Below are 23,491 nucleotides of genomic sequence, written 5' to 3'. Positions count from 1 at the left end.
ATTTGGGTACTTACGCCCGGCGATTAGTGCGCGCAGTCGCAGCGAAAATCGAGAATGTGGGTGCGCACCGCTGCACCATCGCGATGGTTGTGAGGGCAGAACACGACCCAATTTCCTTGCGGAAATATGTTGCTTCGAATGGGTGCTACGCGCACTGGTCTCCAACCCGGCATTGATTGGGGCATCATACTCAAAATGCGGCAACCGCTCCGACGACCGCAGCGAGCCCAAAGCAACTGATGTCGCGATTTGTATGAACGCCCGCATTTAATAGGTTTGCAGCATGCCATTTAGGCCTCATATCCCGGATCAGGGGCCCGGCGGGGCCGGAGTCGGGGCTGAGGCACGTGGGGATTTGTCGATTTCCACTCGTATGTCCAGAAAGTCCTTCTTGCCGTCCACTGTAAGTTGGCGGCGGTTAATGCCCCCGGGGTTCAACGCGGTGGCCGGGAAATCGTACTTGATATTGTGCCTGAACGCCTGAACGCGGATGCCAAAAGCGTCTGCCACATCCTGTATAAAGGACTCCGACATTCCGACTTTGCACCCATAGATGACGAAGACAGCGTCTTTTTGAAATCGGGCGCGCACATCATCCCAAGTAAAGTCTGGTGGCCTGTCGGGGTCGCCGTCTCCAACCAGAATTCCCGTCTTTTGCAAACCTTCGATAACGCCGAGATCCATATCGTCCAGAAAATGGACATTGCCATCCACCACGTCGCCGAGGAAGCCAATCGTGGCGGCCTCGCCATGGGTGATGATGCGGATTTCCTTGATGGAGCCAACGGGCTTGCTGAGGATCAACCCGACAAATTCACCTGTCGAGCCGATTTCGATGATACCTCCGTTGCCTCGGTAACGACTATTCTTCATTACTGCATTGAAATCTTGTGAAGACGGGAACCACGACCCCCCTTGAATTGCGTCGATTTCGGCCTGATTGGTCTGCCACGGGGGGTCAAACACACCGGTCAGTGCAAGTTTGACCGTTTTGCCTTTCCCCGCGGCAGGACTGCCCAGCACTTCGGCCGTCTTTCCGGTAACGCGATCGCGGATCGCTTCGCTGCCCAAAACCGCCTGACTGAGAATTTTTTCAAGCGTCCCCATTGCCGCGCCCCTGTGTACCGTTCGGGTCCTGGGGCGGACGGTTCGGATCGGTGGGTCTGTCCTCGCCACCGGGTTCTTCCGCAGTTCCGTCATCCACCTCGCAGCAGCACTCAGGAATACAACAATAGACTTCGTGAAATACCTGAGCGCGGTCCAGATCGCCTTCGGCTACGATTTGACGTGCCAGTTCCATCTTCTCTGCTTCGCGTGCGGAAATGTCGTTTTTCAAAGCGAGCTCGCGCACGGTCTCAACCTGTAGCCCGGCTGAATACGTATCGAGAAGACCCGCTTCTGGGTCACCGCCCTTACCGAGGAAGCCGTCAACAACGACGCCCTCAGTGCGCATCGTGATAACATTTTCCTTAAGCACGACACCCGGCACCTCAATGAATTCTCGATCTTCAAGTTGCCTGCGAAGTCCAGCGTTGACCCTTAAGTACGAGACGTTGTCAGGCAGCGGCACGGTGACATCAAGGTCGCCGAACACATTTTGCAAAGCGATCTCGCTTTGCGGAAAGTCCAGTGTTGCCACTTCAAGGAAGGGCTGTGGCTCATTTTGATAGTCGAATATAAAGAACAGCTCGCTGATGATATTCTGAAGAACCAGCCGCTGCATGTCTGGATCTTCGGAGAAATACTCGGCGAGAAACTTGTCCAACTCGTGGATTGCAAATTGCGGATAGGGGCCAGCGGATTCGTCATAAAGACCGATCTTCACGTCAGTGAGATGAATTACCGAGATGAATTCCTGAACCATCTGCCGAAAGACTAGGTTAAGTGTCCGGCTGACATTGACGTTTTCGATCTCTCGCTCGATCACCTGTTCGGTTTCCGTTGTGTCGGTGGTCGAAGATTTCTGCTCGGAACTGGTGTTGATCTCGACGTCTCGCTTCGACGACGCTCGCGCAGAGTGTTTGAACAGCGCACTTTCCACGTTACTGGACATTTCTTCGCGTGCCTGCCGCGTACCCCACTCGCCGGTGGTCTGGCTCGACTGTTCCGAACTGCCACGTCCACCAGCCTCAACCAATCCCCAGAGAACCTTTGCCTCGCCGCCGCCGCCCTTGTTCGAATGGTCGCTTTGACTGTTGAGGATATCCATTTCGCTGTCAGTGAACTTTGACGAAGTTTCACTCTGGATCGAATTTTCAAAATCGACTGCGGCCTCTTCTGTGACCGAGTCCAGAATTGAAGAGCCGAAATTTATCTTCGAACTCTCTTTGGTCACCGTCTTCTTGTAGTTTTTGACCGAGATTTTGGTTTTTTCGCCCGGGAAAAGCGAATGGGTCTTGATCACGCGGCCAGCACCGTAATTCCCCAGGAAAGTTGATATCTGGATTTTTTCAAAGAACAGAATCTTCGGGAAAATCTGCTCGGGGGGGCGGGGCCTTGGTCTGATGATGTCGAAATCACCCGAAAAGCCCAGCATTCCTTCTTTGGGCTTGAAAATGAAGCTTCCGGGAAATTCCTCAAAAACCTCGGATGCTGCCGCGAAACCGCGAACGGTTCCGACACCATCATTGCGGTTTACAACCTTGAAATCCGTTACCCTCAGACCCGGAATTGTCGGGTCCGTGCGCTTCGGTTCTTTCTCTGCAAGGTTCTCACGAATTTGGTCACGAGTTGCCTGGTTCAGAAGCTCTTCGTCGATATCGATCGCGATGACCGTTGTTCCAACATGGGCGGTCGCTTCGGGTATCGAATAACTGAGCTGCGGCGCCTGATCGGCATCGTCTGCCAATAGTATAAAAGGGGCCTCATTATCGGCCATGACTCTCTCCAAAATTTGATGAAACTATGTAGGTGAGCATACACGAAAACTGCGATTCCCGCTAGATCGTGTCAGCAACGGAATAGCCAAAGCAAAGTTGGCGTTGTGCCAAAGAAATCTGGAAAGCTTGCCGCAGTCGTGCCTGGTCGGGCAGCGACTCTCGGAACATTCCCGAAGTTATTGAAGCAGTTTTTGAGACCTTGTTGGAGTTGGTTCTGAATGCGCCAGACAGCTCCTCCTTAACCCACTGACAAAACTGTAACTCTGCATCAGCAAGTCATTGTTGGTGTTTGCGCGACCTGCGAGCTTCAAATTTCCACTTGTCAAATTTGGAACGTTCCATTAAACGTTTGGAACGTTCCAAAAGATGGAGTTTTTTGATGCACTGGGCATTTGTCGGGGCGAGCACGATAGCTTCGCAACACATGCTGGACGCGGTGCGCCGGCAGGCGAATAACGACGTGGCTTGGATTGTCAGCGCTTCCCCCGAGCACGTGAAGACATGGGCCCAGGATCATGAAATTCCCAACGCGACAACCGATCTGACCACAGCGCTTTCGGACGAAAGCGCCGAGGCGGTCTATATTTCTTCAACCAACGAGAAGCACCATCCACAGGCCATGGCTGCGATTGCAGCCGGCAAGCATGTCCTATGCGAAAAGCCGCTTGGAATGACGCTGGCAGAGGCCGTCGAAATGGTGCGGGCGGCTGAGGCGGCGGGTGTGACTTTCGCTACAAATCACCATCTGCGCTGTTCGGGCAGTCATCGTGCCATTCGCGATCTCATCGCAGATGGGCGCGTGGGTGACGTTCTTTCGTTACGGATCCATCATGCGGTGCATTTGCCCGGGAACTTGCAGGGCTGGCGCATTAACTCAGCCGACGCTGGCGGCGGTGTGATCCCAGATATCGTTGTCCATGACGCGGATGTGACTCGCTTTCTGCTGCAGGAAGACCCTGTCTCGGTCGTCGCCCAGATGGCCAGTTCGGGAATGGGCCAGGGGGTCGAGGACTCCTGTATGTCAGTTTGGATGATGCCCTCGGGCGCAATGGTCACAACGCATGAGAGCTTTACGCACCCCTTTGCCGGGTCGGACCTTCAAGTGCACGGAACCAAGGGTTCGATCTTCGCGGAAGGCGTCATGACGCAGCGCCCGGTTGGAAAGATCACTCTGGTGACAGATGCAGGTCGTGAAGAGATCCCGTTCTCCGATCATTCGCTCTATGTTCAGGGCGTGTCAGAGTTCGTCGCTGCGACGGCGGGTCAGGGTCGCCCGGCGGCGAATGGTCCTGACGGGATCAAATCGCTGTCCGTAGCGCTTTGCGTTCGCGAAGCCGCAGACACAGGCCAGCGTCTCAACGTGGACTATGGTGGTTTCTGATGAGCAAACTTGTCTCTGTTTCCGAGGCCGTTTCCCGCATTCCTGACAATGCGGTTATTACCGTGTCTTCGTCCTCGGCGCTGGGCTGCCCTGACGCCGTTCTCAAGGCGTTGGGTGAAAGGTTTCGCGTAGAAGGGCATCCACGCAATATCACAACGCTGCATCCTATCGCTGCTGGCGACATGTATGGCGTCAAAGGAATGGACTATCTGGCACAGGACGGTTTGCTGAGCCGGGTTCTTGCGGGATCATACCCTTCCGGCCCGTCCAACCTGGAGATGCCGGAAATCTGGAAGATGATCGTAGAAGACCGGGTTGCTGCCTATAACGTGCCATCGGGAATTCTGTTCGACATGCACCGCGAAGCCGCCGCGCATCGTCCAGGGGTACTCACACAGATCGGGCTTGAGACCTTCGTTGATCCAGTGCGCGAGGGGTGCGCGATGAATGCGCGCGGATCGGCTGCGCCCATCGTTTCAAGAAAAGAGTTCGACGGCCAGACCTGGTTGCACTTTCCCAACATCAACCCCAACGTTTGCGTTCTGCGTGCGACCACCGCTGATGAGTTTGGCAATCTGACCTACGAGCACGAAGGCGCATATTTGGGCGGTCTCGAACAGGCGATCTGCGTACGCAATCACGGGGGTTTGGTGATCGCACAAGTCCAGCGCGTAACCGCTGCGGGCAGCCTTCGCCCACATGACGTGCGTGTTCCGGGGCATCTGGTCGATCTGATCGTTGAAGACCCCGCGCAGATGCAGACGACGGAAACGCCCTATGATCCTGCGATCTCGGGCCAGGTCATGCGCCCGTGGGACAGCTTTTCGCTTGCCGATCACGGTGTCGAAAAAGTCATCGCCCGCCGTGCGGCACTCGAACTCAAGGTAGGGATGAGCGCCAATCTGGGTTTCGGCATCAGCGCGATGGTTCCGCGTATCCTGCTGGAAGAGGGGCACCCTCAAGCTGTAACATGGGCAATTGAACAAGGCGCGGTTGGCGGTGTGCCCTTAACGGGCTTTGCCTTTGGCTGCGCGTCCAACGCGCATGCCTTTGTGCCTTCGCCTCAGCAATTCATCTATTTTCAGGGCGGTGGGTTCGACATGTCATTCCTCTCGTTCCTCGAGGTTGACGTCGAAGGCAATGTGAATGTCTCAAAGCTGGGCAAGAAACCCTATTTGACTGCCGGATGCGGTGGCTTTGTCGATATCACTGCGCGCGCGAAACAGATCGTGTTCTCTGGTTGGTTCGAAGCCGGTGCCAAGATCGAACTGACCGAGGACGGCATTCGCGTGAATGCGCCGGGCAAGTTCACCAAAATGGTCGATCAGGTCGAGCATGTCACATTCTCGGGCAAACGTGCCCGAGAAACCGGTCAGGATGTACTCTATGTCACCGAGCGTTGCGTAATTCGCCTGACGGACGAAGGGCTGGTTGCTACAGAAATCATGCCCGGTATCGAAGCGCCGCGCGACATTGTCGATGCCTCGAACGGTCGGGTCAAAGTCGCGGAAAATGCGACTCAGATGCCGAAATCGCTGTTTGCCGAAGGCCCGATGGGGCTGACGCTGTGAGCGGGATCGGCATTCATATCAGGGATGCGACGGCGATCCTGACTTTGGATAACGTGGCCAAGCTGAATGCCTTGACCGTCGACATGCTGGATGCGCTGGACACCCGATTGAAAGGGGTCGAGCGTGACACGTCAATCCGCGCCCTGATCTTGACAGGTGCAGGCGAAAAAGCGTTCTGTTGCGGGGCGGATATTGGTGCGTGGGGTGGTCTCAGCCCTGCAGAATTCGCGCGCCATTGGGTTCGCGATGGACATCGGGTCTTTGACCGGCTCGCGCGCATTGGTAAGCCGACAATTGCCGCGATCAATGGTCACGCCTTTGGCGGTGGTCTTGAACTTGCAAGCTGCTGCGATCTGCGTTTGATGGCACCCCGCGCCACGCTTGCGTTGCCCGAAGCTCGCGTTGGCATCGTGCCGGGCTGGTCCGGAACACAACGTCTGACCCGACTGATCTCGGAGACGGCGGTAAAAGAAATGGCGCTGTTTGGACGCCGGATCGGTGCTGAATGGGCCGTTGCATTGGGCTACGCTGCCGAGATTGCTGATGATGTTCTGACGCGCGCGCTGGAGATTACGTCCGAGCTTGCTGATCTCTCACCTCGCGCCACCGAAATATCGAAGAACATGATCCATGCCGCGGTCGGTGAAGATACCCACGCCGTGGTCGAAGCCCTCGGCAGCGCAGCAATCGCCGCAACGGCGGACCGCGAAGAAGGCGTCGCGGCGTTCATGGAAAAACGTAACCCAAATTTCTCAGGCCTCTGACGATATGAAAGATATCACCATCAACCCTGCCATCCCGTTTGAGATGCCGCCACTGTTCGAAGGTCGCCACCTCATCGACGGTGCATGGCAGGACAGCGCATCAGGCGAGACGTTCGAGCGTCGCTCGCCTTCGCATGGGCACATCGTCAGCCGTTCCGCAATGGGTGGTGAGATCGAGGCCGAGGCTGCAATCCAAGCGGCGCGAACTGCTTTCGATAGCGGAGTCTGGAGCCGTGTGTCGGGCAAAGAACGCGCCACGGTTTTGCTGAAAGTCGCGGATCTGATCGAGCAAAATGTCGACAGGATCGCCCTGATCGAAACGCTCGAAAGCGGCAAGCCGATCAGCCAATCGAAGGGCGAAGTTGGCGGTGCTGCGGATCTATGGCGATACGCTGCTTCGCTCGCGCGTAGTACCCATGGCGACAGCCACAATACGCTGGGCGCGGACATGATGGGCGTCGTGTTGAAAGAGCCGATTGGCGTCGTCTCCGTCATCACACCCTGGAATTTCCCGTTCTGGATTCTCAGCCAGAAACTGCCGTTTGCTCTGGCCGCAGGCTGCACCGTTGTCGTCAAGCCATCCGAGATTACACCGTCGACAACCTTGATGCTGGGCGAGTTGCTGGTTGAGGCCGGGCTGCCCGCGGGCGTCTGCAATATCGTGCTGGGCTACGGTGTTCCTGTGGGCAGCGTGATGTCCAGCCACGAAAGTGTGGATATGATCAGCTTCACCGGATCGACCGCGGTTGGCAAAACGATCAGCGCAGTTGCGTCAGATACGCTCAAGAAAGTCGCGCTGGAGCTGGGCGGCAAGAACCCCCAGGTCATATTCCCTGACGCCGATTTGGATGCAGCCGCAGATGCCGTTGTATTCGGCGTCTATTTCAATGTTGGCCAGTGCTGCAATTCCAGCAGTCGCGTCATTGTGCACGAAGATATTGCCGATGAATTCCGTGAGCGCGTCGTTGCCCTTTCGCACAGGGTAAAATTCGGTGATCCTCTGGACCCGTCGACGCAGGTTGGCGCTATAGTAACGCCCGAACACAACGCGAAAATCGACGCATATGTCAAACAGGCGCAGGCATCCGGGGCCACGATTGCGCTGGGAGGCGAGCCACTGCAGGTCGAAGGGCTGGGCAATCAGTTCTATCAACCTACCGTCGTCACCAATGTTCAACCCGATATGCCCATTGCCCGGGATGAGGTGTTTGGCCCGGTGCTTTCAGTTCTGACCTTCAAAACACTGGACGAAGCCATCGCGCTGACCAATGATAGCGCTTACGGTCTGTCGGCAGGGGTCTGGAGCGAGAACGTCCACACCTGCCTGGAATTCGCCCGTCGTGCAGAAACGGGAACGGTCTGGACCAACACCTGGATGGACGGGTTCCCCGAGGTTGCCTTCGGTGGGTTCAAACAATCCGGGCAGGGGCGGGAAATCGGACGCTACGGGTTCGAAGAATTTTTCGAGGTGAAATCAGTGGTCATGCGCATCGGCAACAGCCGCGCGCCATGGGTTTCGCAAGACTAAGACAGGGCTCTGTGACAATGGCCCAAAAGTATGAACGCATTAAGGGAGGAAACAAGAATGCGTAAACTGCTAAAGACAAAATCGCTGATTGTGGCTGGTCTGCTTTGCACGACCAGCATCGCGCAGGCCGAAGAGGTCGAGGTTTTGCACTGGTGGACATCGGGTGGCGAAGCTGCCGCGCTGAACGTTCTAAAAGACGACCTGTCCGGGCAGGGTATTGGCTGGACGGATATGCCGGTCGCTGGCGGCGGTGGTGAACAGGCCATGACTGTTCTGCGCGCCCGGGTTACGGCTGGCAACGCCCCAACTGCGGTTCAGGCGCTGGGCTTTGACATTCTCGATTGGGCCAATCAGGGCGCGTTGGCTGACCTGAACGAGGTGGCTGCTAAAGAAGGGTGGGACGACGTTGTTCCGGACGCCCTGAAGGCGTTCGCCAAGCATGACGGCAAATGGGTGTCTGCACCAGTCAACGTACATTCAACCAACTGGGTCTGGGCAAACAAGGCCGTTCTGGACGCCAATGGCATTGCCCAGCCGACCAACTGGGACGAATTCGTTGCCGCTGTTGAGGCGCTGAAAGCTGCCGGAGTTACTCCGATCGCGCATGGTGGTCAGGCCTGGCAGGATGCAACCATTTTCGACGCGGTGGCGATGTCGACGCTGGGGCCGGATGGCTACAAGGCGGCATTTGTTGATCTGGACGAAGGAACTCTGGGTGGTGACGCGATGAAAGAAGCCTTCGACCGCATGGCTTTCATCCGCGACAATGTGGATGAGAATTTCTCGGGTCGTGACTGGAACCTGGCAACCGCAATGGTCATCAACGGTGAAGCCGGTTTCCAGATGATGGGCGACTGGGCCAAAGGCGAGTTTCTGAACGCGGGCAAAGTACCGGGCGAAGACTTCCTGTGCTTCCGTTTCCCAGGCACGCAGGATCAGGTCACGTTCAACGCAGACCAGTTCATGATGTTTGATCAAGGTGGCTCGGTTTCGGCTGAACAGGCGGCGCTGGCCAGCGCAATTCTGTCACCGTCGTTCCAGATTGCCTTCAACAAGGTGAAGGGTTCGGTGCCTGCTCGTACAGACGTTGACGGCAGCGATCTGGACGCTTGCGGTCAGCAGGGCATGAAAGATCTGGCGGCTGCTGCTTCGTCCGGCAACTTGTTCGGTTCGATGGCACACGGACATGCAGCACCCGCATCGGTGAAGAATGCGGTCTACGACGTCGTGACCGCTCATTTCAACGGCGAATATGACAGCGAAACGGCCGTGGTCGAACTGGTCGACGCCGTTTCGATCGCCAAGTGATCCTAACGTGATCCTCCCGATGGGGCGGCGTTTGGCCGCCCTGTCACTTAAGGGGCGCGAACGCTCCGATCTTTTGTACTCGAACGAGGAGGGCGCGCCATGGCTGCTTCAGCCGACGCGGATTTCAAGACACGCCTTCAGAACTGGATACCCAAGCTGGTCTTGTCACCTTCACTGGCGATGATGCTGGTCTTTGTCTATGGGTTCATTCTGTTTTCGGTCTACTTGTCCTTCACCGACAGCCGCATCTTGCCGACCTTCGGCTGGGTCGGTTGGGAAAACTATGACAAGCTTTGGCGGTTAAGTCATTGGGAAACCTCGCTGATCAACATGGGGATCTTTGCAAGCCTCTATATCGTGATCTGCACTTGCATAGGGCTTGGTCTCGCCATTTTCCTCGATCAGAAAATCCGCGGTGAAGGGCTGCTGCGCCCGATTTACCTATACCCGATGGCGCTGAGCTTCATCGTCACAGGCACCGCATGGAAATGGTTCCTTGACCCCGGCATCGGCCTTGAAAACGTGATGCACACTTGGGGTTGGACAAGCTTCGAGTTCGACTGGATCAAGAACCGAGACTACGCAATTTACACGGTCGTGCTGGCGGCGGTCTGGCAGACCAGCGGTTTCGTTATGGCAATGTTTCTGGCCGGATTGCGTGGCATCGACAACGAAATCCTGCGCGCGGCGCAGATGGATGGGGCCTCGAACTGGAACCTTTATCGCCGGATCATCATTCCGCAGTTGCGCCCCGCATTTCTGTCGGCCTTCGTGATCCTCAGCCACCTTGCGATCAAGACCTTTGACCTTGTGATTGCCCTGACCGGAGGCGGACCGGGTAGGGCCACGGAACTGCCCGCAACCTTCATGTATTCCTACACCTTCACGCGGAATCAGATGGGGATCGGCGCGGCCTCGGCCACGATCATGTTGATGACCATTGCCGCGATCATGATCCCGTACCTGTACGCTGAACTGCGGGAGAAACGCTGATGTCTCAAGCAACTCAGGATACCGCGATCCGCACGGGCCGCGTCACGCGGACGCTGATCTATCTGGTGCTGCTGCTGTTCGGGCTGTTCTACCTGCTGCCGCTTTACGTGATGCTGGTGAACTCGGTCAAACCGCTGGAAGAGATTACCGGCGGCGGCATGATGAACCTGCCACAGGTCTTCACGTTGGAGCCGTGGCTCAAGGCATGGTCCTCGGCTCAGATCGGTGTCGATCCAACCGGGTTGAAGCCTTATTTCTGGAACTCCATCAAGATGGTGGTTCCGGCGGTGATCGTCTCGACCATCCTTGGTGCGCTTAATGGTTACGTACTGACAAAATGGCGCTTCAAGTATGACACAATCCTTTTCGGCTTGATGCTGTTTGCCTGTTTCATTCCGTTTCAAATCGTCCTGATCCCGATGGCGCGGATGCTGGGCCTGATGGGTCTGGCGGGCACCACTTGGGGTCTGGCGCTGGTGCATGTGGTTTACGGAATTGGATTTACGACGCTGTATTTCCGCAACTACTATGCCGTTTTCCCGACCGAGTTGATCCGGGCCGCTCAGATCGACGGCGCGGGGTTCTTCCAAATCTTTTGGCGCATCCTTCTGCCCAGTTCCGGGCCGATCGCCGTGGTGTCGATCATCTGGCAATTCACCAACATTTGGAATGATTTCTTGTTTGGTGCGTCCTTTGCCGATGCCAACAGCCAGCCGATGACGGTGGCACTGAACAACCTCGTGCAATCATCGCACGGCGTTAAGGAATACAACGTTCATTTCGCTGCGGCCATTCTCGCCGCCATGCCAACTCTGCTCGTCTATATCGTGGCCGGTCGATACTTCGTCCGCGGCCTGATGGCGGGTTCCGTGAAAGGATAAGGCTTCATGGGTTTTTTGGACATAGATAACGCGACCAAGTCCTATGGGTCGGTCGAGGTTCTGCACAAGGTCGATATCTCAGTGCAAGAGGGGGAATTCCTCGTGCTGGTTGGTCCCTCGGGCTGTGGCAAGTCGACCTTGCTGAACATGATCGCGGGGCTGGAAGAGATCACCAGCGGAGAAATCCGTATCAAGGAGCAGGTGATGAACGGGGTGCACCCGTCGAACCGCAACATCGCAATGGTGTTTCAAAGCTATGCGCTCTACCCGAACATGACGGTCGGGCAGAACATCACCTTCGGCCTTGAGATGCATGGCGTCCCCAAGCCAGAACGGGACAAGGCGATGCAAGAGGTCGCCGGGCTGCTACAAATCGAACAATTGCTGGATCGTAAACCCGGTCAATTGTCGGGTGGCCAGCGCCAGCGCGTTGCCATGGGTCGCGCATTGGTACGGGAACCAGATGTGTTCCTGTTCGACGAACCGCTCTCAAACCTCGACGCCAAGCTGCGCGTCGATATGCGAACCGAGATCAAGAAGCTGCACCAGAACCTCGGGACGACAATCGTCTATGTGACTCATGACCAGATCGAAGCGATGACCCTTTCCAGCCGCATCGCGGTAATGAATGGCGGTTACGTGCAGCAACTGGGAACGCCACAGGAAATCTATGACACGCCCGCCAATATCTTTGTCGCAACGTTCATGGGATCGCCTGCGATGAACGTGGTGCCGGCGAAGGTTGTCATTTTGAACGGGCGTCCCCATGCTGAGGTCGCCGTTCATGATGGATCGATGGCTCAACTCCCGTTTAGTCAGGACAATTTGGCTGAATGGGAGGGTCGCGACATTTTGCTGGGCATTCGGCCCGAAACCATAACCGATATGGATGGTGCTGACCGGAAATCCACCAATATCGCGCAGATGACCAACCGGATCGTGGTGACGGAACCCGCAGGATCGGACACCTTCGTCTCGATGCAACTTGGGGGTCGCGATGTGATTGCCAGAATGCGCTCGGATGCCGAGGTCGCACCGGGGCAGGATTTCGATTTTGCCGTGAACATGGAAAAAGCCGTGGCTTTTGATCCCGAAAGCGAGATGCGGATCATTCCGTGAGACAGGCGGACGTCATAATCATCGGATCGGGGATCGGAGGGGCGACGCTGGCCGCAGCGCTGGCCCCGTCTGGGCGCCGCATTCTGATCCTTGAGCGCGGACAGCATCTGCGCCCTTCGCCCGTGGATCGGGATCCGAAAGCAATCTTTGCTGATGGTCATTTCCGTCCCAAAGAAACCTGGCTTGACGGAGATGGCCGTCCCTTCAATCCGGGAAACTATTATTGCGTGGGCGGTAATTCCAAGTTCTACGGGGCCGCTTTGATCCGGTATCGCAAAGAAGATTTCAAGCATCGCCGGCATATGGGCGGTGAAGCCCCTGGTTGGCCAATATCCTACGAGGAGCTAGAGGCCGACTATACTGCGGCCGAACAACTCTATGAAGTCCACGGAACAACCGAAGAAGACCCAACCGAGCCCGAACACAGCGCGCAATACCCGCACCCTCCGGTGGCAGAAGAGGCAGATATCGCGGACTTGCGGGATCGACTGCGTCGCAGCGGATTGACTCCGTCCTCAGTCCCGTTGGGCGTGGATATCGACACATGGCTTGCGGCGGGCCAGACCACCTGGGATGCCTTTCCAAACACATGTGGAGGCAAGATGGATGCGGAAACGCAGGCGCTTGCGCAGGCATTGGCGCATGAGAATGTTGAACTTATGACCGGAGCAACTGCGGACAGGCTGATTGCCGCAGAGGATGGACGGATAACCGGTGTCGAAGTGAAAGGACATGGCAGTTTCACAGCCCCATTGATTGCGCTGTCCGCAGGCGCAGTTCAATCTGCCGCCCTGTTGTTGACATCCGCAAACGACAATTACCCGACAGGTCTTGCCAACCGCTCGGATCAGGTTGGACGCAACTTCATGAACCACAATTGTTCGGCAGTTCTGGCCCTGCATCCACTGCGCCGAAATCGGTCCGTGTATCAGAAAACACTGATGTTCAACGACTACTACAATGACGATGGCAAGGGCGGCTTCCCGCTTGGGAACATCCAGATGCTTGGCAAGATCACGGGGCCAATTCTTGCGGCGCAAACCCGTTTACCCGGTTGGTTTGCCAACCTTATCGCAGGCAGAAGTTTTGATTTCTACGCGATGTCCGAAGATCTGCCCAATCCAAACAGTCGCGTCACGATTGAACGGGGCCAAATCCGCCTTGATTGGAAACGATCGAACCGGGCCGCACATGAGGCGCTTGTCGCCCGATTGAAAACCCATCTGCGGCAGGCCGGTTTCCCGATCGTTTTGTCGCGGCCGTTCGATCGCCGTACGCCATCACATCAATGTGGAACAGCGCGTATGGGCCGGGACCCGAGTTGCAGTGTTGTAGATACCCATTGCCGAAGCCATGACCATAAAAACTTGTTTGTCGTCGATGCCTCGGTGCTGCCGACCTCGGCTGCGGTGAATCCTGCTTTGACCATTGCCGCGCTGGCATTGCGGGCGGGCCGTAATATTACTGAGACGGAGTTTGCGGCATGAGCGGAATTGCCTTGGTCACCGGGGGGCAACAGGGCATTGGTCTTGGCATCTCACGCGCCTTGGTTTCAGCAGGGTACAAGGTGGTGCTGGCCTCGCAATTTGCGCCTGATGCGTCAGTGGTGCGCGAGGCATTGAGCGAGCTCGGTCCAAACGCAACCTATATGCAGCATGATGTGTCCGACATTGCCCATGTTCCTGCGTTGCTGGATCAAATCGAGGCGGATTGGGGGCCGGTCACAACACTGATTAGCAATGCAGGTGTTGGCGCGCCTGTGCGCGGTGACATGTTGGAGATCGAGCCCCAGAACTGGGATTTCGTCCTGAATATCAACACACGCGGCGCATTCTTTCTGGCGCAAGAAGTGGCCCGGAGGATGCTTGCCCTACCGCAAGAGATATATCGGTCGATCATATTCGTCACCTCGGTCAGCGCGACAATGGCATCGATAGAACGGGCCGAGTACTGCGTGTCCAAGGCGGCAACAGCGATGATGGCGCAGTTGTTCGCGGTACGCCTGGCGCCACATGGTATCGGCGTCTTCGAGCTGCGTCCCGGCATCATTGCAACGGGTATGACCGCGGGTGTGCGCGACGCCTACACTGACAGGATCGAAGGTGGCCTTGTTCCTGCTTCGCGCTGGGGCGAGCCCGAAGATATCGGTTCCGTCGTTATCCCGCTTGTTCGTGGGCAGATGCACTTTTCCACGGGTGCCGCCATCCCGGTGGATGGTGGCTTGTCTATTTCACGTCTGTAAGTCAGGGCGCAACAGAATGTCTGAAGGATTTGATTTCATTGTCATCGGAGGCGGTTCGGCAGGATCGGTCATCGCTGCACGGCTTTCTGAGGATCCATCCGTAAGCGTGCTGCTGCTCGAAGCCGGGTCGTCCGACCGTCATCCGTTCTTTCACTTGCCTGCGGGCTTTGCGAAAATGACCAAGGGCATCGGCAGTTGGGGCTGGTCGACCGTTCCGCAGAAACACATGCAAAACAAGGTCTTCAACTACACTCAGGCCAAGGTCATCGGCGGCGGTTCCGCGATCAACGCGCAGATTTATACGCGCGGCGCAGCGCAGGATTACGATGGCTGGAGGCAAATGGGGTGTGAGGGGTGGAGCTATGCTGACGTGCTGCCCTATTTCAAAAAATCCGAAGACAACGACACCTACGAAAACGAATACCACGGCAAGGGCGGACCGCTGGGCGTGTCCATGCCCGCTGCGCCCCTACCGATTTGCGATGCTTATATCAAAGCCGCCGGACAGTTAGGCATTCCCGAAACCCACGATGTAAATGGCGTGAAACAGGACGGGGCAGGGTACTATCAACTGACTCAACGCAATGCGCGTCGCTCGTCCGCCGCGATGGCGTTCATCGCGCCCAACCGCAACCGTCAGAACCTAACGGTACGTACAGGCGCGCAGGTGCGCCGCATTACTGTCGACAAAGGCAGGGCGACAGGGATCGAAATGCTGAACGGTGACAAGATCACCGCGTCGAAAGAGGTCATTTTGGCGTCCGGGGCCATCGGATCACCTCGCTTGTTGCAGCTTTCGGGCATTGGCCCGGCGGATCAATTGGACGGTCTCGGCATCGACGCGGTCTATCATCAACCTCAGGTGGGTGCGAACTTGCAGGATCATCTGGACCTGTACTCGATTTGCGAAGTGACCGGCCCGCATACTTATGATCGTTTTGCCAAGCTGCACCTGTCTGCTTTGGCAGGGTTGCAATATCTGTTCACGCGCAAAGGGCCGGTGGCGTCGAGTCTGTTTGAAACAGGTGGGTTTTGGTATGCCGATCCGGATGCGCGCTCGCCCGATCTGCAGATGCATCTGGGACTCGGCACCGGCATCGAGGCCGGGGTCGAGGCGATGCCAAATGGCGGTGTTACCCTAAACGCCTGTTTCCTGCGCCCACGATCGCGCGGCACAGTCCGATTGCAAAGCGCCGATCCCGCGGCAATGCCGCTGATCGACCCCAACTATCTGGCGGATTCATATGATCGCGAAATGTCCATCCGGGGTTTGAAACTGGTTCAGAACATCCTGTCCCAGGACGCTCTCAAGCCCTACATTCTGGCCGAACGGCTGCCGGGGCCGAATGTGCGGACCGAGCAGGAATATTTTGACTTCATCTGCGTACACTCCAAAACATCGCACCATTGCGCAGGCACTTGCCGGATGGGCAGCGACGCCGAGGCAGTACTGGACCCGCGCTTGCGGTTCAACGGGATCGAGGGTCTGAGGGTCGCAGATGCCTCGGTCATGCCAACGGTCAACTCATCGAACACCAACGCTCCGACCATCATGATCGGCGAAAAGGCTGCTGACATGATCAAACAAGATCAGGGTATTTGACATGATCCGCCATATCGTACTGACCAAATTCCGCTCTGACGTGACCGAGGAGAGCATTGCCGCAATCTATAAAGGTCTCGCTGAAGTGTCCGACGAACTACCGGGGGCCCATGGGTTTACCGGTGGTCGCAGTGAAAGCCCCGAGCAGATCGAGCGCGGCTACATGCATGGTTTCGTGATCGATTTTGACGATTGGGCAGCGTTGGACAGATACCAAAACAACGAAACGCACAAAGCGCTGGGCGCTCAACTTGTCGAAAACGCCGTTGGTGGCATCGACGGTATCCTGGTACTGGATCTGGAGGTCTGAGGCTATGCAACTGGTTCTGCCAAATTCCGAAGGCCATCTCGAAACCTATACGCTGACCGGCACACCTCTGGTGCCACGTGCGCCCAAGGTGCCTTTGACTCGTACCGCGTTTGCAGCGGCACATGTGGTCTCGGACCCACTGGCCGAATGCAACCCGTGGGATGGTCGTCCGGCGGTCGATTGGGAGGCAACGCTACAATTCCGAGAGGGCCTTTGGGATCAGGGTCTGGGTCTCGCCGAAGCCATGGATACTGCTCAGCGCGGTATGGGTGTCGACTGGGAAACTGCACTGGAGTTGATTCAACGCACCATGAAGGCGGCAAGGGCGCATCCGTTGTCGCCTCGGGTCGCGTGTGGGGCAGGGACCGATCACCTGCCACAAAGCGCTTTGAACACTGCGGGCGAAATCTTGTCGGCCTACGAGCACCAGGCCGAGTCGATCGAAGCAGCCGGAGGTCAACTGATCCTGATGGCATCGCGCGCTTTTCCAGCGATCAACGCAGGCCCGGACACGTACCACGATGTCTATCGCGCGCTGATCGATGGCGCGGCAGAGCCGGTAATCCTGCATTGGCTGGGGGACATGTTCGATCCTGCACTGACAGGCTATTGGGGCAGTACGGATGTCGACGTGGCCAGCGATTTCGTGCTGTCGTTGATCAACGAGAATCCCGCCAAGGTGGATGGGATCAAGATCTCGCTTCTGGATCAGGCACATGAGGAAGCCTTTCGCGCGCGACTGCCTGATGACGTCCGCCTTTATACCGGTGACGACTTCAATTATGCCCATCTGATTGCCGGAGATGGCGCGCACTTTTCTCATGCTCTGCTTGGGATTTTTGCCGCTATCGCTCCGGCTGCAAGCCAAGCGCTTGAGGCGCTGGCGATGAATGACATGGATCGCTACAATGCGCTGTTCGCACCGACCGTTCCCCTTAGCCGAGAGATTTTTCGCGCACCAACCCGGTTTTACAAAGCTGGCATTGCCTATTTGGCGTGGCTGAACGGATCCCAGTCTCATTTCATCATGCCTGGTGGGTTCCAATCCAGCCGTGACATCTGCCATTACGCACAGGTGTTCAGACTGGCGGATCAGGCCGGTTTGCTCTTGGACCCTGAACTGGCTAAAGCACGGATGACCACGCTTCTCAGCCTGCACGGAGTTGAACAATAGCCTGAATGCGCAGACCCACGATCATAGATGTCGCCAACACAGCGGGTGTTTCCAAATCGACAGTAAGCCTTGTGTTGCAGGGCAGCCAGCAGGTGAAGCCTGAGACACGCAAGCTAGTTCATGCCGCGATGAAGGAAATTGGCTATGTCTACAACCGGTCGGCGGCAAATCTGAGATCTACGGGAACGGCGCTCATTGGTTTGGTTATCAACGACCTGACAAACCCATTCTTCACGGAGTTTGCAACTTCGTTGCAGATGGCATTGGGGTCCCGAGGTTATGCGGTCGTCGTGGCCAACACAAACGAAGACCCCGCGCTTCAGGATCAGGTGGTGGGCGCGATGCTTGAACACGGCGTATCCGCCTTGATCCTGTCACCTGCTTATGGCGATGTCTCAAACACTCTCTCAGCTGTCGAGCGAGCCGGCATCCCTTTGATGCAGGTCTTGCGGCAAGTTGACAACGAAACCGCACGATACCCCTTCATAGCCCCGGATTATGCAGATGGCGGGCGGTCAGCCACACAATACCTGATCGATACCGGGGCACGGCACATCGCCTTCATTGGTGGCTTGGACGGTGCGGAAGTCACCCGGGAAAGGCTGTCGGGTTACATTGATGCAATGAAAGACAACGGCTTGCAAGCCATTGTAACGACAGGGAAGTCCAGTCGGTCATTTGGGCATCAGGCAACCGTGCGATTGTTCAAGGAGCATCCCGAATGCGATGCCGCTGTTTGCTTCAATGACCTCGTTGCTTTTGGGATGATCAATGCCTGCCATGAGGCCCAGGTTAACATTGGCGACGCGTTTCAGGTCGTCGGATTCGACGACATCAAGGAAGCTGCTGAATGCTGGCCAGCATTATCTACTGTGCATTGTGGCGTTTCGGAATTTGGCGAAAAGGTCGCGGATACTGTTTTGCTTTGGTTGCAGGACGGAACCAGGCCTGCGCAACACGTACGCACGCCCACGCGTTTGGTTTTGAGACAGACCACGAAAAACAAAAGATAGCCTTACCGGTCAGTCGAAGGGCTTGGTTCGAGACAACCAAGGGTGCGCGGCTTCCGCCCGCGCGAGAACGGTTGCCAGGCAAGAATCGCAGAACCAGCACTGAAATCACTCATCCGGCCGTGGTGGCCTTGTTCGACCAACTTGGCTGGAAGCGGGCTGAGAACTTTCGTAGCCTAGATGCTCGAATAAGCAATCGCCATACAAGTACTTCAAAACCTGTCCCGAGGTCATCCGTTTGGCTGTGATGCTGTACGTTCGGTTCCAATTGCCTCATCGAAACGTGGAAGATCTGTTGCACAAGCGCGGGTTCGAAGCGAGCTACGAGACAGTTCGATATTGATGGTATCGCTTCGGTCCAATGTTTGCATCAGAAATCCGAAGAAAGTGTGTTCAGAAATTGCGAGAGCACTCGAATTGGAAGTGGCAGCTCGACGAGGTCTTTGTAAACGTGCAGGGTAAGCGGCATAATCTTTGTCGGGTTGTTGATCACGAATGTTCCAGTAAGCGTCTATGTCATTAGCTGTGTGAAAGCGTTTCAAAAAGATGTGGTGAGTCGAGATTGCACCGTTCATCTTTAAGTTGAAAGACGGGAACTCATCGTTTTCCCATCACTTTCGCTACGCATCCTAACTTAATGTGACGTGGTAAGCACGAGAACGAGTTCAGATGCCTTGCTCAAGCTGGTACCCGCGGCCGGACTCGAACCGGCACGGCCTTTCGGCCCAGAGATTTTAAGTCTCTTGTGTCTACCATTCCACCACGCGGGCGTGCGTGTCGGGCCTATTTTGGGCCATAAAAAACTCCATACGGCCACAAGATCATGAATACAATGCGCTTTGCGGGTGGAAACGCAGGAATTTCTGTCCGACATGTCATCCAGTAAAACGCCCCCGAATTACTCTGAAGCAGGCATCTGGTGATACAAAAAGGGCTTGCGCGTTGGAATACAGTAGCGAAGACGCTCGTTTCGTGAGTGCCTATATGGCGTTGGCTTGTGGCTTCGACAACAATTCCCCATCGCACCCGGCTTGAAATTCGCGCGTCCTGACGTATCTGTCGCTCCAACTGAATTCGAAATCGACCACTCTTTCACGCAGTTTCTGACTGGGTTAGAGAGAAGGGAACCGCAAAAGGCCAACCGGCCCCAGCGATCAAGGCATGAGAATAGGGACCCGTCTATGAAGTTACGAAACCTCATCCTTGGCTCACTGTTGGTTGGTGCGCTGCCGTCGCTGGCACTGGCACAGACAGCCCAGGACCCCTCAACCGGGCTGTTGGTCGAACTCAACACCACGCAGGACGTCAACGGATCGTGCCAGCTGACTTTTCTGGTTCAGAACCAAACCGGAGTGTCGATCGAAAGCGCCCACTTCGAATTTGTTTTCTTTGACGCCGAAGGCAGCCTGCTGAACCTTGCGGTCTATGATTTCAGCGATCTTCCTGCGGGCAGACCAAGGGTGCGTCAGTACAGCCTCGCGGACAGATCGTGTTCCTCAATCGGGCGTGTCTTGATCAACGGGGCAAACAAATGCACCGTCGATAGCGCAGACAGCGCCCTGTGTCAGCAGGCGCTGACGCCGAGCAGCCGGGTCGAATTGGAGCTATTGGGATGAACCCTTTGGCAGCCCTCCGCGAAATACTGGCGCTTGGCGGGCCGGTGGTGGCGATCCTGATCGTGATGTCGGTTCTGACCCTGGCGGTCACCTTGTACAAGCTGTGGCAATTCGCGGCTTGCGGCGTTGGTCGCCATCGCGTCTTGTCCGAAGCACTGGCCGCTTGGGATACGGGGGATTATGAAACGGCCCGCGCGCGACTGAACCAAAGCAGCAGCTACCTCGCCCCCATCGTCGGTGCGGCGATGGATGCGGCGGATGTGCCTGGCGTGGATGACAGGCTGGATGCCGAGGCAGGGTTAGCGCTGGCCGGTCTGGAACGCGGCTTTCGCCTCTTGGACACTGTGGCGCAGCTTGCGCCGTTGTTGGGTCTGTTTGGCACTGTCCTTGGAATGATCAACGCCTTTCAAAGCCTTCAGTCGGCCGGAGCTTCGGTAGACCCATCAGTGCTGGCCGGGGGGATCTGGGTCGCACTGGTCACCACTGCAGTAGGGCTGGCTGTGGCCATGCCAACGTCGATGGTTCTGTCCTGGCTGGAAAGCCGCACTGCACGAGAAAGGGTCTTTGCCGACAAGGCGCTGCGGACCGTTCTGGTGCCCGGTCAGGCGCTTACACCTGTTGGTGGCATCAGCGGCGCGGCAGCCCAGCCCGAGCATGCATAAAGCAGCACCCTTCGTCCGCCGCCCGCTGTCGATGACTCCGCTCATCGACGTGATTTTCTTGCTGTTGCTCTTCTTCATGCTGTCTTCGACGTTTTCGCGGTTCGGAGAGATCGAACTGAACCAGGCCGCCGCCGGTTCGCCCGCAACCTCCGAACCTTCGGATCGATATTTCGTGCAGCTTGGGACCGAACGGCTGTCTCTGAACGGCGTGGCCGTGACGCTGGACGACCTGGAAGCTGAACTGGAAGCCGGGCAGGTTCTGGTGAGCCTGGATGCCGACACGACCGCCCAACGTCTGGTGGATCTGCTGGTGCGCTTGCGCGGGCGGGATGGCCTGACGGTCACAGTGTTGGAGTGACCAGATGATCCGCTATGCCCGACCCCGCCACAAACGCGACTCGACGATCCCGCTGATCAATGTCGTGTTTCTGATGCTGATCTTCTTCCTGATCGCGGGCACCATAGCCACCCCTCTGGACCCCGATCTTGAACTGGTGGACACGCGCGACCTGCAAGGCAGCGAACCGCCCGATACGCTGGTTTTGCACCGCGACGGCATGCTCAGCTATCAGGGTAAGGCGATTGATGCTGAAACCTATATGGCCCGTCATACAGGCGGGCCGGTCCGCATAGTGCCTGATCGCAACGCTCTTGGTCCGCGACTGATCGAAGTGACCGCTCAGCTCAGGGCGTTGGGCGCGCAATCCATAGTTCTGGTCACCCGGCAGGCTCTGGAATGATCCGCAAGTCTGCATTTGTTGCGGCGCTGGCCATCGTGCTTTCGCTGGGCTTGCATTTTCTTGGGCTGACGTTCACCGCGCCAAACCTGACGCATCAACCTAGTGATCCGCAACGATCCGGCTCGGTAGAACTGACGACTGCGTTCGAGGATTTCGCGGATCCGGTTCCCGAGCCAGACGAGCCCGAGCCTGCGACCCAGCCGGATCCGCCACCTGAACCCGAGCGCACAGAGACGCCCACCAGCGACGCCAAGGTCGCATCGCCCGACCCACAGCGCGTCTATGCGCCGGATACCGGAGCATCAGCGATCATTCGACCGAACGCGCAGGAACCAGACGTGACCGAAAGCGATGAACCGTCTGAGAAAAGTGAGCAAGCCGCCGCTGAACCGCCTGAACCGACGCGCCCGGTGCAAGCGCCGACCGAGTCACCGGCAAGTGCCCAGCCCACGGTCGAACCACCTCTCCCGACTGTTTCGGCCGAGCAGGATGCATCGGCCGCCGAAGAGTCCGATCTGGCGGTCACTGCCTCGATCCGTCCCCGTCTGCCCGAGCAGAGGCCAGCACCGCCAAAAAGCGAGACGTCGGACGAGCCGCAGGATGAATTCGCAATTTTTCGCAATCCGAAGAACACGGTGGTTTCGCCACTGGCGCAATATCAGAGGGACGGCACAGACGCGTTCTCGACCCGCAACAGCGCATCGAGGGCAGGGGGGCGGGGCCCCGGCAATTCGGACGAAACAAACTATGCAGGCGAGGTTCTGGTACACCTGAATCGCGCACCGATCGTCTATGTGGCCGCCAGCGGATTTGCGCAGATCTTTTTCGAAATCAATCCCGACGGAACCCTGGCTTGGGTCGATGTCGTCGACAGTTCCGGTTCTCCCGAAGTTGACCGGGCCGCCAAGGAGCAGGTTCGCAGCGCCGCCCCGTTTCCACGCCCGCCAGGCGGCGTCAGCCGCAAGCTGTCGTTTTTCTATCGTATCAACTGATCCGGCGCCTATCTGCTTTGCAGCGAAGTGCAGGGCGGGCAGTTCCATCAGCGAATCCGCCGGTTCCCTGCGGAGCGGTCCGAACACTTGGCGGTTTCGTTTTGACGGAGGAGTGGTACGACGCGCCGAACTCGTACCCCCTCAAAGAAAATCGTCAGACATCCCCAGACGCGCCGTATCCGCTGGGTAACCTGAGGGCATGGTTGAATTGTGACAGTTTGATTAAATCTTTGAGCGCAAAGACGCACTTTGCAGGCGATCACGATGCGCGATCACACGCCATTCCACAGGTTTTTCAGTGAAGTTCCGATGCGGTGGGGCGGCACGTCGTACTCATAACCCCCTCTAAAGCTAGTTAAAAAACCAGTACATACTAAAATCTGGACATGCCGCCCGCACCGACAGAGTGGCATTATGGCGAAATTGTGTCCATGATTCTCTTGGAAACTCACTGTTTTTGGCGGGGAAACCATTGCCGGACTGCAACAAATTTTTGTTGCCCCACTGCGACGCACCGATCTCTGGGACGGCCTCATTGGATGTGGTCGCGTCACAGTGACACGACCAAAATGCACAGGATCTTGCTGCTTGCGTGTTTGCGAGTCCAAAGCTTGGCGGTCGAATTCCGGCCGGTAAATTGACCTGACGGCTGATGAGGCCAAACCGAGGACCTCATGCCGAATGGAGGGTAGAATGACCATCTGACAAGGCCCGGGGA

21 protein-coding genes, 1 tRNA gene and 1 pseudogene are annotated in these 23,491 nt (G+C 56.9%); 20 read left to right on the top strand and 3 right to left on the bottom strand.

Going from position 1 to position 23,491, the window contains the following annotated elements; genetic code table 11:
- Positions 1-309 precede the first annotated feature (309 nt).
- Positions 310-1,107, bottom strand: a complete 798-nt coding sequence (locus ACR0LX_RS08045; protein WP_480783255.1) for a hypothetical protein — start codon at positions 1,105-1,107, stop codon at positions 310-312.
- Complete coding sequence (locus tag ACR0LX_RS08040; protein ID WP_480783254.1) at positions 1,094-2,878, bottom strand: hypothetical protein; 1,785 nt, start codon at positions 2,876-2,878, stop codon at positions 1,094-1,096. Before ACR0LX_RS08040 ends, ACR0LX_RS08045 begins: the two co-directional genes overlap by 14 nt.
- A gap of 380 nt (positions 2,879-3,258) precedes the next feature.
- Between ACR0LX_RS08040 and ACR0LX_RS08035 the strand changes: the two genes are divergently transcribed.
- The 15 genes and pseudogenes from ACR0LX_RS08035 to ACR0LX_RS07965 form a co-directional block, all read left to right on the top strand.
- Positions 3,259-4,260 carry a Gfo/Idh/MocA family protein gene (locus tag ACR0LX_RS08035; RefSeq protein WP_480783253.1) on the top strand — a complete coding sequence of 334 codons (1,002 nt, stop codon included), beginning with the start codon at positions 3,259-3,261 and terminating at the stop codon, positions 4,258-4,260.
- Complete coding sequence (locus ACR0LX_RS08030; protein ID WP_480783252.1) at positions 4,260-5,831, top strand: acyl CoA:acetate/3-ketoacid CoA transferase; 1,572 nt, start codon at positions 4,260-4,262, stop codon at positions 5,829-5,831. The genes ACR0LX_RS08035 and ACR0LX_RS08030 overlap by 1 nt, the downstream gene beginning before the upstream one ends.
- On the top strand, positions 5,828-6,595 hold the full coding sequence (locus tag ACR0LX_RS08025; RefSeq protein ID WP_480783251.1) for an enoyl-CoA hydratase/isomerase family protein: 768 nt from the start codon (positions 5,828-5,830) through the stop codon (positions 6,593-6,595). The genes ACR0LX_RS08030 and ACR0LX_RS08025 overlap by 4 nt, the downstream gene beginning before the upstream one ends.
- A 4-nt stretch (positions 6,596-6,599) precedes the next feature.
- Positions 6,600-8,123: an aldehyde dehydrogenase family protein gene (locus tag ACR0LX_RS08020; protein ID WP_480783250.1), complete on the top strand. Its 1,524-nt coding sequence runs from the start codon at positions 6,600-6,602 to the stop codon at positions 8,121-8,123.
- A gap of 57 nt (positions 8,124-8,180) precedes the next feature.
- Positions 8,181-9,431, top strand: a complete 1,251-nt coding sequence (locus ACR0LX_RS08015) for an ABC transporter substrate-binding protein (RefSeq protein ID WP_480577634.1) — start codon at positions 8,181-8,183, stop codon at positions 9,429-9,431.
- 99 nt (positions 9,432-9,530) lie between these two features.
- Positions 9,531-10,424: a carbohydrate ABC transporter permease gene (locus ACR0LX_RS08010; protein ID WP_480472011.1), complete on the top strand. Its 894-nt coding sequence runs from the start codon at positions 9,531-9,533 to the stop codon at positions 10,422-10,424.
- Complete coding sequence (locus ACR0LX_RS08005) at positions 10,424-11,305, top strand: carbohydrate ABC transporter permease (protein WP_480783249.1); 882 nt, start codon at positions 10,424-10,426, stop codon at positions 11,303-11,305. The genes ACR0LX_RS08010 and ACR0LX_RS08005 overlap by 1 nt, the downstream gene beginning before the upstream one ends.
- Positions 11,306-11,311: 6 nt before the next feature.
- Entirely contained in the window at positions 11,312-12,424 is a 1,113-nt protein-coding gene (locus ACR0LX_RS08000; RefSeq protein ID WP_480783248.1) for an ABC transporter ATP-binding protein, read from the top strand.
- Positions 12,421-13,911: a GMC oxidoreductase gene (locus tag ACR0LX_RS07995; protein ID WP_480783247.1), complete on the top strand. Its 1,491-nt coding sequence runs from the start codon at positions 12,421-12,423 to the stop codon at positions 13,909-13,911. Before ACR0LX_RS08000 ends, ACR0LX_RS07995 begins: the two co-directional genes overlap by 4 nt.
- On the top strand, positions 13,908-14,666 hold the full coding sequence (locus ACR0LX_RS07990) for a 3-ketoacyl-ACP reductase (protein WP_480783246.1): 759 nt from the start codon (positions 13,908-13,910) through the stop codon (positions 14,664-14,666). The genes ACR0LX_RS07995 and ACR0LX_RS07990 overlap by 4 nt, the downstream gene beginning before the upstream one ends.
- Positions 14,667-14,682: 16 nt before the next feature.
- The gene (locus ACR0LX_RS07985; RefSeq protein ID WP_480783245.1) at positions 14,683-16,269 is read left to right on the top strand and encodes a GMC family oxidoreductase; all 1,587 of its coding nucleotides are present in this window, start codon (positions 14,683-14,685) and stop codon (positions 16,267-16,269) included.
- A 1-nt stretch (position 16,270) separates the two neighbouring features.
- Positions 16,271-16,579, top strand: a complete 309-nt coding sequence (locus tag ACR0LX_RS07980; RefSeq protein WP_480783244.1) for a Dabb family protein — start codon at positions 16,271-16,273, stop codon at positions 16,577-16,579.
- Between the two features lie 4 nt (positions 16,580-16,583).
- Positions 16,584-17,753, top strand: a complete 1,170-nt coding sequence (locus tag ACR0LX_RS07975) for a dihydrodipicolinate synthase family protein (RefSeq protein WP_480783243.1) — start codon at positions 16,584-16,586, stop codon at positions 17,751-17,753.
- A gap of 5 nt (positions 17,754-17,758) precedes the next feature.
- A complete protein-coding gene (locus ACR0LX_RS07970) occupies positions 17,759-18,766 on the top strand; it encodes a LacI family DNA-binding transcriptional regulator (protein ID WP_480783242.1) in 1,008 nt (335 codons plus the stop codon).
- A gap of 229 nt (positions 18,767-18,995) precedes the next feature.
- Positions 18,996-19,259, top strand: a pseudogene (locus ACR0LX_RS07965) (IS6 family transposase); the annotation flags it as partial.
- Positions 19,260-19,447: 188 nt separating this feature from the next.
- Here the strand turns inward: ACR0LX_RS07965 and ACR0LX_RS07960 are convergent.
- Positions 19,448-19,533: transfer RNA gene (locus ACR0LX_RS07960), tRNA-Leu, on the bottom strand.
- A gap of 411 nt (positions 19,534-19,944) precedes the next feature.
- Here ACR0LX_RS07960 and ACR0LX_RS07955 point away from each other — a divergent pair.
- The 5 genes from ACR0LX_RS07955 to tolA are packed head-to-tail and all read left to right on the top strand — an operon-like array spanning position 19,945 to position 22,773.
- Entirely contained in the window at positions 19,945-20,379 is a 435-nt protein-coding gene (locus tag ACR0LX_RS07955; RefSeq protein WP_480783241.1) for a hypothetical protein, read from the top strand.
- Positions 20,376-21,041 (top strand): MotA/TolQ/ExbB proton channel family protein, encoded by a 666-nt coding sequence (locus ACR0LX_RS07950; RefSeq protein ID WP_480783240.1) that lies wholly within the window; start codon positions 20,376-20,378, stop codon positions 21,039-21,041. The genes ACR0LX_RS07955 and ACR0LX_RS07950 overlap by 4 nt, the downstream gene beginning before the upstream one ends.
- The gene (locus tag ACR0LX_RS07945; RefSeq protein ID WP_480783239.1) at positions 21,034-21,399 is read left to right on the top strand and encodes an ExbD/TolR family protein; all 366 of its coding nucleotides are present in this window, start codon (positions 21,034-21,036) and stop codon (positions 21,397-21,399) included. The genes ACR0LX_RS07950 and ACR0LX_RS07945 overlap by 8 nt, the downstream gene beginning before the upstream one ends.
- 4 nt (positions 21,400-21,403) lie before the next feature.
- Complete coding sequence (locus ACR0LX_RS07940) at positions 21,404-21,781, top strand: ExbD/TolR family protein (protein ID WP_480783238.1); 378 nt, start codon at positions 21,404-21,406, stop codon at positions 21,779-21,781.
- Positions 21,778-22,773, top strand: a complete 996-nt coding sequence (tolA, locus tag ACR0LX_RS07935; protein ID WP_480783237.1) for a cell envelope integrity protein TolA — start codon at positions 21,778-21,780, stop codon at positions 22,771-22,773. The genes ACR0LX_RS07940 and tolA overlap by 4 nt, the downstream gene beginning before the upstream one ends.
- Positions 22,774-23,491: the final 718 nt, after the last annotated feature.

The sequence above is a fragment of the Ruegeria sp. CH11 genome (genome assembly GCF_056537105.1).
The sequence above is the reverse complement of the archived record's forward strand: the minus strand, read 5'-3'. Positions and strand labels throughout refer to the sequence as shown.